We start from the raw sequence: 16,444 nt of genomic DNA, 5'->3' as shown, positions 1-16,444 counted from the left end.
ATCAGGGTCGCATTGTGAGCACAACCAGCGTCTACATTGCGATTCTTTGCATCCTCCGATTGCTATTACCCGAGACAAGGAAATTGGATGAAACAATACAAGAGTGCCTTGGCAGGTTTTTTCATTGCTGTTCTGTGCCCCTTAACGGTATCTGCGGCGCAGCTGGACCTCAAACGGCCTGACAATTCGGAAATCACCTTCCACCTCAATCACCATGACCAGAACGTATCGGACAAGCTGCTCGTGTTGATACAAGGCTCGGATTGCAACAGCGTCGTGCACAATGCGTTGATCAACGAACAGTTTTCGCAGGTTCTTCCTGGCGCAGATGTCTTGACCATAGAAAAATATGGCATCACCTCACAACTGCCTTGGGACACAACGGGCGAGCGCACAGATTGCCCGGCCGCCTATATGGAAAACGATAGCTTACTGCAACGCACCTCTGACTATTTACAGGTCATCAATCAGTTAAAAGAGAGCAACCAGTACGAAACCATCGTCCTTCTAGGAGGCAGTGAAGGCGCCGTTGTCGCCAATATGATCGCAGCCTGCTCTGTTAACATCTCAGCCAGTATCTCACTCAACGGAGGAGGACGCTTTTTCAAGGATGATGTGCTTGCCAACATGAAAAGCGCTGGGATGCCCGAAGCAAGCTATCAGCAGGCAAAACAAGGTTTTACTGCCTTCGCCCAAAAAGTTCTTGAAGCTGGACCATTCCCCGTCTCCCAAAGTCTTCACGGATACAATTGGTGGTATGCCATGCTCAGCACAGATCAACTGAGCCTGATGAAATCCATAGAGGGGCCAGCTTTGGTCATATGGGGGACCGCAGATACCAATGTGGATGTGGCGGGCGCGACCAGCCTGGCCAAGGCTCTGAAGGAAGGCGGCAAAACAAACATTACTTTCCGTAGCTACGAAGGAATGAACCACCGCGTTCAACAAAACGACGGAACAACAATGGTTCCGCAAATCATCTCAGACATTCAAGCTTGGCTGGAAGACGAGGTAACCCGGTAGCAGGAAACAAAAAAGGCGCTCCGAGAAGCGCCTTTTTGCAAACTTGTAATTTTCCGAAGCTTAACGCTTGGAGAACTGGAACGAACGACGTGCCTTTGCACGACCGTACTTCTTACGTTCAACAACACGGCTGTCGCGCGTAAGGAAGCCTTCCTTCTTCAGAATTGGGCGCAGTTCCGGCTCGTAGTAGGTCAACGCTTTGGAAATGCCGTGACGCACAGCACCAGCCTGACCGGACAGACCACCACCGGTTACGGTGACGTTGATGTCGTACTGGCCATCGCGATCAGCAAGCATGATCGGCTGACGCAGGATCAACTGGAGCACTGGACGAGCAAAATATTCGTTGAACTCTTTCTTGTTCACGATGATCTTGCCGGTACCTGGCTTCAGCCAAACACGCGCGATTGCATCCTTACGCTTACCGGTTGCATATGCACGGCCATGCGCATCCAGCTTCTGTACATGTACAGGAGCTTCGTTTTCGGTTGGGGCGATTGCTTCGCCCAGATCCTCAAGGGACTGCAGCTCAGACATCTATTAAGCCCTCTTTGCGTTCTTGGCATTCATGCTCTTGATGTCAACCTGTTCGGGCTGCTGAGCGTCATGCGGATGTTCACTGCCAGCGTATACACGCAGGTTCTTCAGCTGCTGACGGCTGAGAGGACCGCCCGGCATCATGCGCTGGATGGCTTTTTCCAGAACGCGTTCTGGGAAGCGGCCTTCCATGATGGCGCGCGCGGTGCGCTCCTTGATGCCACCAGGATAGCCTGTGTGCCAGTAGTACTTCTTGTTCTCGTACTTCTTGCCGGTCAGGATAACCTTGTCAGCGTTTACGATGATGACGTTATCGCCGTCGTCGATATGTGGTGTGTAGGTCGGCTTGTGCTTGCCGCGCAGACGGTTTGCAACGAAGGCCGCCAGGCGACCTACGACAAGACCTTCAGCGTCGATCAAGATCCACTTCTTCTCGACCTCTGCCACCTTGGTAGAGTGAGTCTTCATTATTCTGTACCGTGTTGGACAGTTGAAATTCGGGCAAGTCACTCCCCAAACGGGGAATGTCTTTTCGGGTTGGGGTAATACGCGCAAAGTAGCGAACCGTCAAGCACGTTTTCGCGGCAATCGATCAGAAAAAGCCAATTAAATCATACAGCTAGAAAATAGGTAATATAATACCACACTTTTTCAACCTGAAAATGGCGTCTCGCCTACCGCTTTATGGGCAGGTTCGGTTCAAAACCATCGCATTAACCGGGAAAAGTAGTGGCAGCGGGGCCGTCGAATTGACGTTATACTGATCACATGAAAACGCGTGTTCTGTTGGTAAGTGTAATGTGCCTGACGGTCATTCCGGTGTCAGCCATGGCAACGGAACCGTTTCGGCCGCCGCCCGCGAAAGAAGGGTACTCCTATCCGGAATGCTACTGCACCAATCGCGGCAAACGGGTTGAGGTTGGCAGCTACACGTGTTTGCGGATCGGCGACCGGCAAATCTGGGCTTTCTGCGACATGTCTTTGAACAACCCGGTCTTGCGCCACGTACAGGAAGGTTGCCCAACCGCTTGGTTGCCAGGTCTCACCGCCCCTTCCAAAAGCCTGATCAGGTGAAGATGGTCGACGCCGCTTGCGCCAGACGTTGCACGGTGCCTGTCCACGCAGAGGTACCGACAGTCATGTCCAATCCAGCCACGGCGGCATAATAAAGCAGTGCCCGTAGTAGAATGCGAAACTCCGCCAAGGCTATCGGAGCATATGAGACGGGTTGAAAAAGCCCCCACCTTCCGCGGCCAATGGCGGTGGTCGTTATGCTGTTGGCAAAAAGCAAGTTGAAAAAGACCAGTGCGGCGAAAACAACCGGCATGCTGATGAATTGAGTTTCCTCATAAAACCACGTAGCGCGCAGAGCAGCCGTATATCTTGCCTCCTGTGCCATGTAGAGATCCCAGATCAACGGCATGGCCAGTACAAACAACCCATTGATAACCAGAAAACCTACATAGGCGGCACTGATGAGCCAGCTCAGCCCCTTCAGTGGCAAGGAACAAAGCGCCCCGATCACCCGAAATGCCTGACGCATACCCGCAAAGCCTCCCCTGACACAATTCTCGCAATGTTTCAAACACGCGGCATTGTTCCTAAAAGCCTGATTCTGGTGACCAAAACGCAAACGTCATCATCTCACCCACAACAAGATGTGATCCTGCTCGGTTTACATGCTTCAGGCTTTGTTGAAGAACCTCTGACGTTACCTTGGCGGAACTGAGTATGTCGCTGTTGCATGAGCGACAAGGTCCTCACTGCCCTCACCTGCGATTTCGCAATCTGTAACAATCAACCGTTTTCCCAGTTTCAGAATACGGCATTTTGCAATCAGCACGCCAGCCTCGGGTTTGCGTAAGAAATTTATATTGAGGTTAGTTGTAACCGCTAACGCCCTTGGGCCAATACTACCCAGAATAACTGCGTAGCTAGCGAAGTCCGCCAGTGTCATGAGCGTTGGTCCAGATACCGTGCCACCTGGACGCAACTGCTGCTCGCCCGCAACACAACGAACCTGCGCCTGACGCCAGACAATCTGATCCACAAAGTATATGCGACCTTGCGCGTGCATTTGAGGAAACACTTCGTCAAGAAACCGTGTCACCTCTGCGGCAGTCATTGCGGGTTGGTCCATGAGCCCCTCCTCCCATGTCCGGCGTATCTATGCCACTTCCTACGTAAATTTACGAGATCAACAAAGGTCCAATAATGAGACTACGGGATCGTGCGTCAGATCCGACTAAAACCCGTTGGTCTCCCCCTTGGATCTGAGCTAGGCTGCCGCAAACAATAGACTGATTTGGGGGACGCCAGATGACCGAAGCCTTAACCAGCCCGCAAAATACCAGCACTCAGGGTCCGATTTCGACCTTGCTGCACGAAAACGTCTACCGCATTGTCATGCGCCGTCCAGAGCGGATGAACTCTTTGTCGCGAGAAATGATGCAGGCGCTATCCACCGCATTGGATGAAGCTGCCGCCGATCCCGAAGTACGCGTGATTCTTCTAGGCGCTGAAGGAAAAGTGTTTTGCGCAGGTCACGACCTCAAGGAACTCACGGCTGCACGCGCCTCTGAAGACAATGGCGCGGCGTTTTTCAAGGAAACATTCGACCAGTGCGCTGCCTTGATGCAAAAAATTGTCACCTTGCCGAAGCCCGTGATTGCCGTTGTTACCGGCGTCGCGACGGCGGCGGGATGCCAGTTGGTCGCCTCATGCGATCTGGCATTAGCTACGGACACAGCGACCTTCTGTACGCCGGGGGTCAATATTGGCCTGTTCTGCTCTACGCCGATGGTTGCCTTGTCACGCAACGTGTCGCGCAAACAGGCAATGGAAATGCTTTTGACGGGCGAAAGCATCGATGCCTCAACGGCCAAAGAGTTCGGATTGATCAATCGGATCATCCCTAAAGACTACCTGGAGGTCGTCGTTCAAAAATACGCAAGCACTATTGCAGCCAAGTCCGCACATACCGTCAAAATTGGCAAGGAAGCCTTTTATCATCAATTGGACATGCCACTGGACGAGGCTTATCGCTATGCGTCACAGGTCATGACCGAAAACATGTTGGCGCAAGATGCTGAAGAGGGAATCAACGCCTTCTTTCAAAAGCGCGCCCCTGAATGGCAGAATCGCTGAGCCGCCCTCCCCCACCACACACACAAGGACATATGCATGAGCACACTCACCTATAGCGATGCGTTCGTTCAACAGGTTCTGACCGAGACAAAAGTCATCGCTTTAGTCGGAGCAAGCGCGAAGGAAGATCGCCCGAGTCACGAAGTCATGAAGTACCTTCAAGACAAGGGATACAAAGTGCACCCAATCAACCCGGGTATGGCTGGGCAGACCCTGTTGGGCATGACTGTCTATGGTTCGCTCGCTGATGTGCCTGAGCCAATTGATATGGTGGATATCTTCCGCAACTCCGAAGCCGCTGGGGAGGTCACCAACGAGGCGCTTGCTCTGGATCCCAAACCCAAGACGATCTGGATGCAGCTTCAGATCGTGAATGAACATGCCGCGCAGGCCGCGCAAAATGCAGGCGTAAAGGTGATCATGGATCGCTGCCCGAAAATCGAAATCAGGCGTCTTGCAATCGCCTGACCCTGCTGTCTCACAAGACCGCTCAAAGCCCCTCGCCGTGTTAGCGGGGGGTTGTGAATGATCGCGCGAACGCACCTGCCCCATCCTCTCCGGTTTCCGCGGACTTATCGCCTAGTGCTTGCAAATGCAGCCCATTTATAGTCATAGTCGCGGCGGCGAGATTTGAACATAAGAGTGTAAAACACTCACGCATCACGGATTTTTTCGGGATCGCACGCCATAGGGCCATTCTTTCAACCGGTCATTACGGAGGACTCCCAATGAGCGAGACACCAAAAGGCTTTGACACCCTTGCAGTACACGCAGGGGCACAACCGGACCCCACCACCGGTGCGCGGGCAACCCCGATCTACCAAACAACATCATTCGTGTTTGATGATGTCGACCATGCAGCCTCTCTGTTTGGTTTGCAGGCATTTGGCAACATTTACACACGCATCACCAACCCGACCACAGATGTGCTCGAAAAGCGCGTCGCCGCGCTCGAAGGCGGCACCGCAGCTCTGGCTGTTGCCTCAGGACACTCAGCTCAGCTGTTGGCTTTCCACACGCTGATGAGCCCTGGTTGCAACATTGTAGCCTCCAAGCGCCTCTACGGTGGTTCCATCAACCAGCTCAGCCATTCCTTCAAAAACTTCGGCTGGGAAGTCAAATGGGCCGAAAACCTTGATTCCGGCAGCTTCAAGAAAGCCATCGACGAAAATACCCGCGCGGTGTTCATCGAGAGCCTTGCCAACCCCGGTGGCATTGTCATGGACATTGAAGCGATTGCTCAAGTGGCTCACGAAGCGGGCGTACCGCTTATCGTCGACAACACAATGGCCACACCTTATCTTTGCAAGCCGATCAACCACGGCGCAGATATCGTCCTGCACTCTCTTACCAAGTTCATGGGCGGCCACGGCAACTCCATGGGCGGTGCAATTGTGGATGCAGGCAGCTTTGACTGGGCAGCCTCTGGCAATTATCCGATGTTGACCGAGCCGCGTCCTGAGTACAACGGTATCGTTCTCAATGACACATTTGGCGGTATGGCATTTGCCATTTGCTGTCGCGTTCTCGGTTTGCGTGATCTTGGGCCTGCAATCTCGCCGAATAACGCCTTCATGCTGCTGACCGGAATTGAAACGCTTGCACTGCGCATGCAACGCCACAGCGACAACGCCTTGAAAGTCGCGGAGTTCTTACAAGGCCATTCAGCCGTTGAATGGGTCTCCTACGCAGGTCTGCCAAATGATCCGTTCAATAATCTGAAACAGAAATACTGCCCGAAAGGTGCTGGAGCTGTATTCACGTTTGGTTTGAAGGGCGGTTACGATGCAGGCATAAATTTGGTCAAAAATCTGGAGTTGTTCTCCCATTTGGCCAATATTGGTGACACCCGCAGTCTCATCATTCACCCAGCCTCGACAACCCATCGTCAATTGACAGATGAGCACAAGATTGCTGCGGGCGCAGGGCCCGATGTTGTGCGCATTTCTATCGGCATTGAAGACCCCAACGACATTATCGCGGATCTCAATCAAGCTCTAAGCCGCTAGAAAAGGGCTCAATCCTTTGCCAATGTACAAAAGGGCGCCCGAACGGCGCCCTTTTTCATGAGAAAATGCGATTATTCTTCGATATGTTTTCCGCAAGCTTTCGTCTTCACGCAGCGGCTGGAACGTGCACGCGCCTCAGCGATACACGAGCCTGCTCTTTGTGTATCAGACAAGCCTGTTCAATGGCGAAAGCCAGAACAAATATCGCAACTGCCTGGTGCGCGAGAGCCCGATATAGTTCCACGTTACTCAATATGGTAATAATGCCCAGCCCCACCTGAACCAACACGGCCACCACCAGCCACACGGCGTTGCGCCGCAGATGCGCACTGGTTGGTGCACGCAACACGGAATACCCCTGATAGAAGATCAGCGCCGTCAGGAAATAAGCCACCAATCGATGCTGAAATTGGACAGTCAGCACGTTCTCGAAAAAGTTCAAATACCACGGTGTCATCACCATCAAACCGTCAGGAACGAAGGCACCATCCATCAAAGGCCAGGTGTTGTAGGCCAGTCCAGCATTCAGTCCCGCGACAAGGCCCCCGAGAAAGATCTGCAGAAATACGAAGGTTAGCACCAACCACGCCAACCCTCGAAACCCAATACTGCCTCGAGATGTATCCATATCACGAGCCAAGGCAGTCGGAGTCAAAAGCCGTGCGATGTAAAACAAATAGGCAAAGATCACGCAGGCTAATGTCAAATGGACTGCCAGCCTGTATTGGCTCACATCAACGCGTTCCGAAAGGCCGGACGCCACCATCCACCAACCAATTGCCCCTTGCAGTGCACCAAGACCGAACCCAATCACCAACCGTGGTTTGAGCCAAGGTTCCAGGTAGCCACGCATCCAGAAAAACAGCATGGGAACAAAGAAGACAACGCCAATGGCACGGCCCAGCAGTCTATGCCCCCATTCCCACCAATAAATGAATTGGAAGTCTTCCAGCGACATCCCTTTGTTGATCAACTGATACTCAGGGATCTGGCGATACTTTTCCAATTCCTCTTGCCATTGCGCCTCGGACAGGGGCGGAATAACGCCGTGAATCGGTTTCCATTCGGTTATGGACAAGCCCGATTCCGTCAACCGTGTCGCCCCACCGACAACCACCATGCACAAGACCATGAAACAGACAAAATAAAGCCAAAGACGCACAGGGCGCCGTGTGCGCTCCAAAGGTCCGGCAGGATCATGTGAATATGCAGCGTGTACCATGAGACTCTGTGTGTTTACTTGATCTTTTTCGCTATATAGGCCACCTAGGATGGAGGCACAGGCTATACGGGCAAACTCGTAGGAGCCAGAGGCAAATGGTCTTATAGCCGGAAAATCCTGCGAGGCGACCAAACCCGCTTCGATACATATTACGGCATGGAGGGGCGCAAGATGCCAGGCAGCCTTAGGCGCTTAATCGGAATGATCACATTGGTGACCTTCGTGGTGGTCTATTGCTTTGTGGCAATGGTCATAGGCGATATGACAATGTCTGGACGGCATTGGGGCATCCAGTTGATCTTCTTTGCCATTGTAGGTTTGATCTGGACCATTCCAGCCGGTTTCATCATCAAGTGGATGTACAAGAACCCGCAGCGCTAATCCTGCGGGTTCAAGAAGCTTCCTGGCCGAAATCAGGAGAGCCGCTCGATGATCAACGCGATGCCCTGCCCCCCGCCAATACACATTGTAGCCAAGCCATAACGGCCCTGTGTGCGCTCCAGTTCATTCATCAGCTTGATTGTGATGATGGAACCAGTTGCACCAACCGGATGCCCCAAAGCAACAGCACCTCCATTTGGATTGACCTTTGCCGGGTCGAATTCCAGATCCTTGGCAACAGCCATTGCCTGAGCAGCAAAGGCCTCATTGGATTCGATCACATCCATATCCGAAACACCCAAACCAGCTTTGGCCATTGCATCAGGCACAGCACACACCGGGCCAAGCCCCATGACTTCCGGATCAACGCCGCCAAAGCCATAGGAAACGATGCGTGCCCGTGGCTTGAGACCTCTTTTTTCTGCTTCTTGCTGGCTGGTAAGTACCATGGCCGCTGCGCCGTCATTGACCCCTGAAGAGTTCCCGGCTGTGATCACACCGTCTTTCTGGAACGCCGGACGCAACTTGGCCATTCCCTCTGTGGACGCATCTGCACGCACGTGTTCATCCTGCTCAAACACAAACTGTTTACGGCCCTGCTTCACGGATACCGGCAGGATTTGTTCCTTGAAGTAGCCTGCCTCGATCGCCTTGATTGCTCGGCGATGACTCTCGACGGCAAACGCGTCAATCTCTTCTCTGGTAAAACCATATCGCTCGGCAATTCGCTCGGCAGTGATACCCATATGCTCTTTCTTGAACGGGTCATGAAGCGCAGCCAACATCAAGTCGCGCAATTCACCATGTCCCATTCGATAGCCGAACCGAGCCTTGTCGAGGAAATACACCCCGTTGCTCATGGATTCTGCGCCGCCAGCCAGTGCAACAGTGCTGTCTCCCAAGGCAATCATTTGTGCCGCAGACACAATGGATTGAATGGCAGAACCACACAAGCGATTGACGTTCATCGCTTTCGACGACTGCGGCAGCCCAGCGTTGAGGCCGATCGCACGGGAAAGATATACATCTTCATCCCCCGTCGCCACGATATGTCCAAAGACAGAATGGTCGACCTCTTCCGCTTCAAGTCCGGACCTCCGGATCGCCTCCTGCGCTACCAACGTGCCTGTCTCTATCGGGCGCATGGACGCCAGACTTCCGCCATAAGTACCGACTGCCGTGCGTACACCGTCGACAATGACTACATCACCAATCTGAGGCATCTGTGTATCTCCCTGAAGCTCCCAATGCAGCAAGTCATGTAGGAAGATACGTAAGCGTGTTTACGTGCCCGAGAAAGCGGGCCTTTGGTCTTAGCTCCGCAGCCGCTTCTTCAGCCATGCCAAGCCGTCGTAGAGAACAAACGGTACCCCTGTCAGAAAAAGACTGACCATCTGTGCATTCTGATGGTGACCGTTAAGGGAGACGCGAGGCAAACGGAAACATTTATCACTATAGCTTTTTGTCAGCGTACCGGCCCGCGTAGTTACGCAGGCATCAAATTCAAAAGAACGCAGGACTTCGAAGGCCCGATGGTCCGCTGCTTGTTCGAAACCGTAAGGATAGGCAAAGGCTGTTGGTTTGCTTCCCAGCTCGTCGGTCATTCGCTGCACACCCTGCGCAACTTCAGCATGGATGGCAGCCGGATCCAACCTTTCCAATGCCGGATGGCTGACAGTGTGCGCACCAAAACTAACCAGCGACTCCCGGTTCCATGCCCGAAGCTCCTCCCAAGACAAAACCAACTCCGCCGCCAGTGCCTTCAGATCAAGCCCATAGTGATGCGCTGTTTCTCGGATGATCCGCCGTTGGCGCGCCTCGTCCACCTCATGCATCAGGAATGCGCGAGCACGATGAAATGCCGCGTTCTTGGCACAGATATCCGCGCAGTCCAGTGACAAAACGGGCTGCCCGTCTAGCAAGACCAATTTGCTTTGCCTTTCAATCAACCGTTCCAACGCCACCCACCACAGCTCGCTGGTGCGATCACAAAAGCCGCTGGTGATGAACACCGTAAACGGCACCTCGTGGCGTTTCAAAATCGGATAGGCCACATCCAGATTATCTCGGTAGCCATCGTCAAAAGTGAGCGCAACAAATCGTGGTCCCTTATAATCGGCTCCCGCCTTCAGTCTTTTGGTCGCCTCACTCAGCGAGACAAACTCAAGTCCTGCGCGCCGCACCTGAAGAATTGTTTCCTCCAGAAACTGCGGCGTGATCTCAAGCAAGGAATTGGGTTGAAATGCCCGCTCTGACGGAGGCAACACGCGATGGAGGGTGAAGACAATCCCCTTACCTTGTGTGAAGCGGCCAAGAACAGAGGCCAAACCAGATGACCACAACATGCGGCCAGCCAAAGCAATTCGTCTGTCGCGCCTACTCATTCTCTTAACCATCAGAAGTTGAAACCCCAATACCTATTAGCAATTATTTACAATTATCGGATACATAGATTTTGCTGAAATCATTTAATAAATTGCTAGTTGACCGGCTCATGCATAATTCTCTCGTGAAAGAAGCGTCGCACACCATTCCAATTTCTCCTGTCCCTGAACCCAAACCGGCGCCGGGTCTGGAGATCGAGTTGTACGGTTCCCTCGACGCCATTCGCGATGACTGGCTGGAACTGGAACGAACCTGTCTTCAAAGTGGCTACAACAGCTTTCATTGGCTGAACGCATGGCTTGAGCATATGGCCCCGCTGGAAAGTGCGGCGCGCCCTTTGTTTGTTGTTGGACGGCTCAATGGTGCCACTAGCTTCCTGCTCCCACTGATCCTGTATAGGCGGTTTGGACTAACCATCGCGCGTTGGATGGGAGAATGCCTGAACAATCAGAACACGGGTCTTTGGACCGCGAACATTCTGCAAAACGGGAATGCGGAACGTCTGATTGAAAGACTCGAGACAACTCTAAGAACCGCTGGTGTTGATATGATTTGTCTCAAGAACATGCCGGAGGATCTAGGCGGTCTTCCCTATCCATTGGCAACTTCAGACGGGCCAACGAGCGCCAACCCGCTTTACGCCTTCAAGTTGGAGAACGATTTCCAGGCGCTGTACGCTCGTACTCGAGGCAGTAAGGCGCGGAAGAAAATAAGGCAGAAGCAGCGTAAGCTTTCCGAGTTAGGCACTGTTCTCATCCGCGCGGAAACCAATCTGGACGCCCGCAAACGAGCCGTTGAAGCCACTATCGAGAACCGTCGGATTCGCGAACTCAAGACCGGTGTACCAAACGCATTCCACACGACGAACCATAGAGATTTTCTGATCAAGGCCTTTGCCGCCCCTGAAAGACTGGGGGATGTCGAACCGGTTGTTCACGTGATGTGGCTTAATGACGACATTCAAGCCACGGTCTTGGGCCTGATTCAGCAGGACAGGTACTACTGCTATTGCACCTCAATCAAGACCAACGAGGCTTTGGCCCACAGTCCGGGTGATGTCCTTTTACATGCAGCTATTGAAGACATGTGCCATCGAGGTCTCACCTGGTTCGATCTGGGAATGGGCGAGGAAGCTTTCAAAAAACACTGGTCCGAGCCAGCCGTTTTGAAGGATTGGGTGCACCCAATATCATCCGGCGGACGCGTGCTCGCCGTCTACTGGGACCGCAAACTGAGAGCCAAGCGTATTCTGCGCAATTCGCCCTCGTTCTGGGAAAACTACAAGAAAGCTCGCGCCATCCTGCGCAAAATTGGCCTTTGATTGCTCAAGTGAGAAGGGGCTTGGATTGGTTCCAAAGCCCCAGTGAATGCCAAGACCCAACCCACGTCTGTCAGGCGGCCATATCGGCGGTTAACCGACCATGCGGCTTTCCGTGGGTTACACGTTCCACTTCAACCGGCGCATCCGTGTGCTTCTCCAACACTGCCAAGGCCTTTTCCAGCTCCGGACCGGCGGGAGAACCATCCGTCGCCACGATAACCCGGTCAGCTTCTGCCAACATCTGGGCACTAATCAGGCTCGGCTCAATAAGCCCGATATCGGCAACAATCACATCATATGTCAGATCCAAAGCTTCCATAATGAGGTTGTATCGCCCACCCAGGATCACATCATCCCCGATGGGCGTATCACCCGCAGGTATGACATGCGCCCGCGAAATCGGATCCCTATGAATAACTTGAGTGAATGCGGCGGAACCTGCCAATAGTTCGGCAAAACCAGGCCCTTCAATTGGCTTGGCGGTCGCTGTAGCCGATTCGGTTTCATCCTCGGTCTGCAACTCGGGCGTCTCTGAGCGCACCTCAAGGAACAGCGGCATAATACCGGTTTTGGCGATGCGACGCGTACAATCGAAGGCTATTTGATTGGAAAGCCGTTCACTATCTACGCTCAATACCACAATACGCCCTACTGATCCCCCTGCGCTGGCCACAGCGTTCTCCATGGCTTTACCCGGTTGCCGCTCTGCCGCCGCAGCCTCCTGGCTTTTGGGCGCCTGGTGGTCCTTCAAGGATTCAACGGTATCCATCTGCCCATCAGTCGCGGTCTCCTGCTCGCGCTGGCGCATCAATGCTTCGACAACAGTTTCAGAAGGCCGCGTCTTTTCGAGACCCTTGGCCACAACTGGCTCAGCACTGGAAACTGGTGGGACCGTGTAGAGCTCGCGGCGCAGAACTTCGCCATTGACGAGCGCACGTACAATCACGAACACACATCCAAGAAACAACGTAGCGAACCCCAGGATAGCTCCCAAAGCCCAAGGTTTGAGGCCAGACCGTTCGATTGGAGGTGTCGCCCGAGAAATGACACGGGCATCCGCATTCAAAATACCAGCACTTTGCAACACCTCAGCTTCTCTGAGGCTGGCGAGCATGGTGTTCAGTTGCTCCGCCTTTGCCTGCGCATCCCGTTCCAACTCCTGCAACCGAACCTGATCAGAACCCGAACGTGCTGCTTCCGCTTTTAGCTCATCCAATGCTGCATTGAGATCTTCAACCCGCTGATTTGCAACCTTTGCTTCGTTCTCCAGACCACGCATGATCTTTTCGGCCTCAGCGCGAATTTGGCGATCGTACCCGCCCAGTTGAGAACGCAAGGATCGGACCTGCGGATGGTTTGGCAACAACGTGGTTGAGAGTTCCGCGATACGCGTTTGCAACTCCACCTGACGCTCACGCAATCTTTGAATCAGCTGTGAGTTCAAGACCTCAGAAGCTGTCTCTAGATCACCGCCATTCTCGAGAAGGCCTCGGATCAGATCGGCGCGCGCTTCTGCCTCGGACCGGCGCGCCATTGCTTCCGAAACCTGAGAGCTCAGCTCAGTCATGCGCTGCTGTGTCAACGTGCGGTTTTCCGAGCCCATCAACAAATCAGCACTCGCCCGAAACTCTTCCACCCGCTGCTGAGCTTCTTCAACATCCTTTCGCAACCGCTCAACCTGAGGAGCCAGCGCCTCAGCCGCATTTGCATTGGCTTCCTTTTTGGCTGCATCCTGAAGAGAGCGGTATTCTGCAACAATTGCATTGGCGATCCGAGCTGCAAGCTCGGGGTCTTTTCCGGTAAACGAGACGGAAATCACACGCGACTGATCCACACGATAGACATCCAGCCCATCAATCATTTTCTCCAGCGCCCTCTCCTCGGCGCTGACTGTCTCTTCTCCGGCTGCAAGGCCCAGCATGGAACGAAGGCGATCAACCAAGCTTGGTTGCTGCTGCGTCAGGAACGCATCGGATTGCGTCAGGTTGAGCTCGTTGACCACGCGCCGCGCCAGATCGCGAGAGCTGATCAGTTGCACCTGACTAATGATACCCTGATTGTCGAGCAGCGCTCGTTCGCTCTCTCCAGCGCCATTACGAACCGGATACACAAGATTTGCCGTATCAATCAGCACCCGCGCTTCACTCGTGTATTTGACCGGCAGGAACTGCGCTGCAACAAGGGCCCCAAGACCGACAATCGCTGATAAAGGCACGAGCCATAACATGGCACCGAAAACCTTCTTCAGCAGGATACTCATATCCAGAAAAACGTCTTCCTGCGGCACTGGTGAACCCTCTTCACATACGCGAAAACTAACAAGTGAAACAATGCATAAACAGGGTAACCAATCAGTTAAGCAAAAGACGCAATTCCTTCAAATCCGTTTAGAATTCAGCAAGAAAATTACTGATAAATCGGGGGCGTTCTCCTTCGAAGTTCAACAATTATTAACCATAACAGAGCCAAAGTGCATCGGAAAACCCGTGGGGAAGTCGTAATGAAAACAAGCCTGCTCGCGCTGGTTTTGGGCGCAGTTGTATTAAGTGGCTGCACCGGCTATCGGCAGCCCCCCGAAGCTATTCATGAAAGCTTGCTGCAACCTTATACATTCGAAACCAGCGATCAGGTTCGCGTGACGGTTTTCGGCCAACCGGAACTGTCAAACATATACACCATCGACCAGACCGGCAAGATGTCCTTTCCCCTTATCGGGCGTATTGTTGCGAAAGGAAAAACAGCTGAACAGGTTGCGCAAATCATCGAGCAACGGCTCAGGAATGGCTTTATCCGAGAGCCGGACGTATCCGTCGAGGTGGCACAATACCGACCTGTGTTCATCATGGGCGAAGTCAGAAGCGCAGGCCAATACAACTACATCGCAGGCATGACAGCGCAAAATGCGATCGCGACAGCAGGCGGGTTCACACCACGTGCAAATCAACTGGACGTGGACATTACACGGCAAGTCAACGGCGAGATCCTGCAGGGCCGGGTCCCCTTAACCGATCCGCTCAAACCCGGCGATACGCTCTACATTCGCGAGCGACTTTTTTAACGCAAATCCGGACGAGCCCCTGTCCTTGCGTAAACACCAGCGTTAACCCTTTGTTTTCCGTAAAAATTAACGCGAATCCCATGCCTTTAGACTAGATATTTTTATCTAGCTATAAGAACTGGGCATTGCTGCACCGCCCAGTTCCAAACAAACGGGGTGGGAATGACAGGGCTCAAGCTCAAGATAGTGCATTGTTTGCGCGCGCCAGTCGGCGGCGCTTTGCGGCATGTTCTCGACCTGGCCCGCGAACAGTCCAAGCAAGGGCATTTGGTGGGCCTTGTGTGCGACAGCTCCACGGGAGGAGACGTTGCCGAAGCGACGCTCTCCGCAGCCCTAGCAGATTTTGCTCTCGGTATTCATCGATTTCCAATGCCAAGAGGCCTATCACCACGTGATATGACGGCCCTGTGGGCAACACTGCGCATCGTGCGCAAGCTCAACCCTCATGTGGTGCATGGCCACGGCGCCAAGGGCGGGGTGTATGCCCGGCTTGCTCCAGCCCTCACTCCGACCCCCATCAAAAGAGTTTACTCACCACACGGGGGAAGCCTGCATTATTCAAGATCCACCTTGATAGGAAAGGTTTATCTCACGCTGGAGCAAATGCTGCGCCCCATGACCGACGCTGTATGTTTTGTCTCCCAGTCTGAAAAGACTTCCTACCAAAAAAAGGTCGGAGTGCCGCCCCGCATTTCTCAGGTTGTCTATAACGGGCTGCAAGAGGATGAGTTCGCTCCGATCCTCTGTGCGCAAGATGCCTGTGATTTTCTGTTCATCGGCGAACTTCGGGATTTGAAAGGTGTGGACGTTCTTCTTCGCGCACTCAAGCGTCTCAATGAACGCTCCTCCATACCCAGAACTCTTGTGCTCGTAGGCGATGGTCCGGATGCAGAAAGCTACCAGCATCAGGTCAAGGAATTGGGACTGGAAAAGCATGTCTTCTTTGCGGGCCGTCTGCCGGCGCGTGACGCCCTGAAGCTGGGCCGGATTGGCGTCTTGCCGTCGCGGGCCGAAGCTTTCCCCTATGTCCTTCTTGAAATTCTCGCCTCAGGAAAACCGCTTGTGGCAACCGCTACAGGTGGAATACCCGAAGTTTACAGGGGGCATGAACAGCTTCTCGTTGAAGCTGGAAATGAGGAAGCTCTGGCAATGGCCATGAGCCACGCCATCGAACGCCGCCCTGAATATCTTCATGAGATCAACCAATTAAAGGAGTCAGTACGCCGCAGGTTTACCTGCCACAATATGGCGGATTCCATAACTGCCGTTTACAAGGCCCTACTCTCCCCCTCATCGGCACTTGAGACACGCAAACAGACGTCTGCCGATCGCCATTCGTCTTCCGCCAGCTCTCAGTAAGG

At 53.4% G+C, this 16,444-nt stretch carries 17 protein-coding genes; 9 read left to right on the top strand and 8 right to left on the bottom strand.

The features are described 5' to 3' along the window. The first annotated feature begins 87 nt into the window (after window positions 1-87). Window positions 88-1,023 carry an alpha/beta hydrolase family protein gene (locus tag G512_RS20120; RefSeq protein ID WP_051268977.1) on the top strand — a complete coding sequence of 312 codons (936 nt, stop codon included), beginning with the start codon at window positions 88-90 and terminating at the stop codon, window positions 1,021-1,023. Window positions 1,024-1,083: 60 nt separating this feature from the next. Here G512_RS20120 and rpsI read toward each other — a convergent pair whose 3' ends face one another. Continuing rightward, window positions 1,084-1,560, bottom strand: coding sequence for a 30S ribosomal protein S9 (gene rpsI / locus G512_RS0105400; protein WP_036488666.1), 477 nt, complete (start codon window positions 1,558-1,560; stop codon window positions 1,084-1,086). A 3-nt stretch (window positions 1,561-1,563) separates the two neighbouring features. After that, window positions 1,564-2,028: a 50S ribosomal protein L13 gene (rplM, locus tag G512_RS0105395; protein ID WP_028480826.1), complete on the bottom strand. Its 465-nt coding sequence runs from the start codon at window positions 2,026-2,028 to the stop codon at window positions 1,564-1,566. Window positions 2,029-2,328: 300 nt separating this feature from the next. Between rplM and G512_RS20115 the strand changes: the two genes are divergently transcribed. After that, a complete protein-coding gene (locus G512_RS20115; RefSeq protein WP_073833250.1) occupies window positions 2,329-2,634 on the top strand; it encodes a hypothetical protein in 306 nt (101 codons plus the stop codon). Here G512_RS20115 and G512_RS20110 read toward each other — a convergent pair. Then, window positions 2,627-3,103: a hypothetical protein gene (locus G512_RS20110; RefSeq protein ID WP_051268973.1), complete on the bottom strand. Its 477-nt coding sequence runs from the start codon at window positions 3,101-3,103 to the stop codon at window positions 2,627-2,629. The genes G512_RS20115 and G512_RS20110 overlap by 8 nt on opposite strands. Before the next feature lie 168 nt (window positions 3,104-3,271). After that, a complete protein-coding gene (locus G512_RS0105380; RefSeq protein WP_028480825.1) occupies window positions 3,272-3,700 on the bottom strand; it encodes a PaaI family thioesterase in 429 nt (142 codons plus the stop codon). Between the two features lie 179 nt (window positions 3,701-3,879). Between G512_RS0105380 and G512_RS0105375 the strand changes: the two genes are divergently transcribed. The 3 genes from G512_RS0105375 to G512_RS0105365 all read left to right on the top strand — a co-directional run bounded on the left by G512_RS0105375 (window position 3,880) and on the right by G512_RS0105365 (window position 6,716). Further along, window positions 3,880-4,707 carry an enoyl-CoA hydratase gene (locus G512_RS0105375; RefSeq protein ID WP_028480824.1) on the top strand — a complete coding sequence of 276 codons (828 nt, stop codon included), beginning with the start codon at window positions 3,880-3,882 and terminating at the stop codon, window positions 4,705-4,707. A 36-nt stretch (window positions 4,708-4,743) separates the two neighbouring features. Next, window positions 4,744-5,175 carry a CoA-binding protein gene (locus G512_RS0105370; RefSeq protein ID WP_028480823.1) on the top strand — a complete coding sequence of 144 codons (432 nt, stop codon included), beginning with the start codon at window positions 4,744-4,746 and terminating at the stop codon, window positions 5,173-5,175. Window positions 5,176-5,435: 260 nt separating this feature from the next. Next, entirely contained in the window at window positions 5,436-6,716 is a 1,281-nt protein-coding gene (locus tag G512_RS0105365; RefSeq protein WP_028480822.1) for an O-acetylhomoserine aminocarboxypropyltransferase, read from the top strand. 106 nt (window positions 6,717-6,822) lie between these two features. On the opposite strand, the gene G512_RS20105 is transcribed toward G512_RS0105365, so the two are convergent. After that, window positions 6,823-7,938, bottom strand: coding sequence for a COX15/CtaA family protein (locus G512_RS20105; protein ID WP_051268971.1), 1,116 nt, complete (start codon window positions 7,936-7,938; stop codon window positions 6,823-6,825). A gap of 156 nt (window positions 7,939-8,094) precedes the next feature. On the opposite strand from G512_RS20105, the gene G512_RS0105355 reads away from it, so the two are divergent. Next, window positions 8,095-8,319: a DUF2842 domain-containing protein gene (locus G512_RS0105355; protein ID WP_322782951.1), complete on the top strand. Its 225-nt coding sequence runs from the start codon at window positions 8,095-8,097 to the stop codon at window positions 8,317-8,319. A 32-nt stretch (window positions 8,320-8,351) separates the two neighbouring features. On the opposite strand, the gene bktB is transcribed toward G512_RS0105355, so the two are convergent. Continuing rightward, window positions 8,352-9,542 (bottom strand): beta-ketothiolase BktB, encoded by a 1,191-nt coding sequence (bktB, locus tag G512_RS0105350; protein ID WP_028480820.1) that lies wholly within the window; start codon window positions 9,540-9,542, stop codon window positions 8,352-8,354. A 90-nt stretch (window positions 9,543-9,632) separates the two neighbouring features. Continuing rightward, window positions 9,633-10,703, bottom strand: a complete 1,071-nt coding sequence (locus G512_RS20100; RefSeq protein ID WP_073833253.1) for a polysaccharide deacetylase family protein — start codon at window positions 10,701-10,703, stop codon at window positions 9,633-9,635. 110 nt (window positions 10,704-10,813) lie between these two features. Here G512_RS20100 and G512_RS0105340 point away from each other — a divergent pair, with 110 nt between their 5' ends. After that, the gene (locus G512_RS0105340; RefSeq protein WP_028480819.1) at window positions 10,814-12,025 is read left to right on the top strand and encodes a GNAT family N-acetyltransferase; all 1,212 of its coding nucleotides are present in this window, start codon (window positions 10,814-10,816) and stop codon (window positions 12,023-12,025) included. Window positions 12,026-12,095: 70 nt separating this feature from the next. Here G512_RS0105340 and G512_RS0105335 read toward each other — a convergent pair whose 3' ends face one another. Beyond that, the gene (locus G512_RS0105335) at window positions 12,096-14,312 is read right to left on the bottom strand and encodes a GumC family protein (RefSeq protein ID WP_028480818.1); all 2,217 of its coding nucleotides are present in this window, start codon (window positions 14,310-14,312) and stop codon (window positions 12,096-12,098) included. A 213-nt stretch (window positions 14,313-14,525) separates the two neighbouring features. Between G512_RS0105335 and G512_RS0105325 the strand changes: the two genes are divergently transcribed. Together G512_RS0105325 and G512_RS20095 are read left to right on the top strand one after the other, a co-directional pair. Further along, window positions 14,526-15,083 (top strand): polysaccharide biosynthesis/export family protein, encoded by a 558-nt coding sequence (locus G512_RS0105325; protein ID WP_028480817.1) that lies wholly within the window; start codon window positions 14,526-14,528, stop codon window positions 15,081-15,083. 162 nt (window positions 15,084-15,245) lie between these two features. Further along, window positions 15,246-16,442: a glycosyltransferase gene (locus G512_RS20095; RefSeq protein WP_051268967.1), complete on the top strand. Its 1,197-nt coding sequence runs from the start codon at window positions 15,246-15,248 to the stop codon at window positions 16,440-16,442. Window positions 16,443-16,444 lie beyond the last annotated feature (2 nt).

Source organism: Pseudovibrio exalbescens DSM 16456 (genome assembly GCF_000422785.1).
GTDB classification, from domain to species: Bacteria; Pseudomonadota; Alphaproteobacteria; order Rhizobiales; family Stappiaceae; genus Pseudovibrio; species Pseudovibrio exalbescens.
The sequence above is the reverse complement of the archived record's forward strand: the minus strand, read 5'-3'. Positions and strand labels throughout refer to the sequence as shown.

What these genes read in the sequence shown, in the direction of transcription:
- rpsI (WP_036488666.1), bottom strand. Translation starts at nt 1,560, where the DNA reads ATGTCTGAGCTGCAGTCCCTTGAGGATCTGGGCGAAGCAATCGCCCCA.
- rplM (WP_028480826.1), bottom strand. Translation starts at nt 2,028, where the DNA reads ATGAAGACTCACTCTACCAAGGTGGCAGAGGTCGAGAAGAAGTGGATC.
- G512_RS20115 (WP_073833250.1), top strand. Translation starts at nt 2,329, where the DNA reads ATGAAAACGCGTGTTCTGTTGGTAAGTGTAATGTGCCTGACGGTCATT.
- bktB (WP_028480820.1), bottom strand. Translation starts at nt 9,542, where the DNA reads ATGCCTCAGATTGGTGATGTAGTCATTGTCGACGGTGTACGCACGGCA.
- G512_RS20105 (WP_051268971.1), bottom strand. Translation starts at nt 7,938, where the DNA reads ATGGTACACGCTGCATATTCACATGATCCTGCCGGACCTTTGGAGCGC.
- G512_RS0105340 (WP_028480819.1), top strand. Translation starts at nt 10,814, where the DNA reads ATGCATAATTCTCTCGTGAAAGAAGCGTCGCACACCATTCCAATTTCT.
- G512_RS0105365 (WP_028480822.1), top strand. Translation starts at nt 5,436, where the DNA reads ATGAGCGAGACACCAAAAGGCTTTGACACCCTTGCAGTACACGCAGGG.
- G512_RS20095 (WP_051268967.1), top strand. Translation starts at nt 15,246, where the DNA reads ATGACAGGGCTCAAGCTCAAGATAGTGCATTGTTTGCGCGCGCCAGTC.
- G512_RS20110 (WP_051268973.1), bottom strand. Translation starts at nt 3,103, where the DNA reads ATGCGTCAGGCATTTCGGGTGATCGGGGCGCTTTGTTCCTTGCCACTG.
- G512_RS0105370 (WP_028480823.1), top strand. Translation starts at nt 4,744, where the DNA reads ATGAGCACACTCACCTATAGCGATGCGTTCGTTCAACAGGTTCTGACC.
- G512_RS0105355 (WP_322782951.1), top strand. Translation starts at nt 8,095, where the DNA reads ATGGAGGGGCGCAAGATGCCAGGCAGCCTTAGGCGCTTAATCGGAATG.
- G512_RS0105375 (WP_028480824.1), top strand. Translation starts at nt 3,880, where the DNA reads ATGACCGAAGCCTTAACCAGCCCGCAAAATACCAGCACTCAGGGTCCG.
- G512_RS0105380 (WP_028480825.1), bottom strand. Translation starts at nt 3,700, where the DNA reads ATGGACCAACCCGCAATGACTGCCGCAGAGGTGACACGGTTTCTTGAC.
- G512_RS20120 (WP_051268977.1), top strand. Translation starts at nt 88, where the DNA reads ATGAAACAATACAAGAGTGCCTTGGCAGGTTTTTTCATTGCTGTTCTG.
- G512_RS0105325 (WP_028480817.1), top strand. Translation starts at nt 14,526, where the DNA reads ATGAAAACAAGCCTGCTCGCGCTGGTTTTGGGCGCAGTTGTATTAAGT.
- G512_RS20100 (WP_073833253.1), bottom strand. Translation starts at nt 10,703, where the DNA reads ATGAGTAGGCGCGACAGACGAATTGCTTTGGCTGGCCGCATGTTGTGG.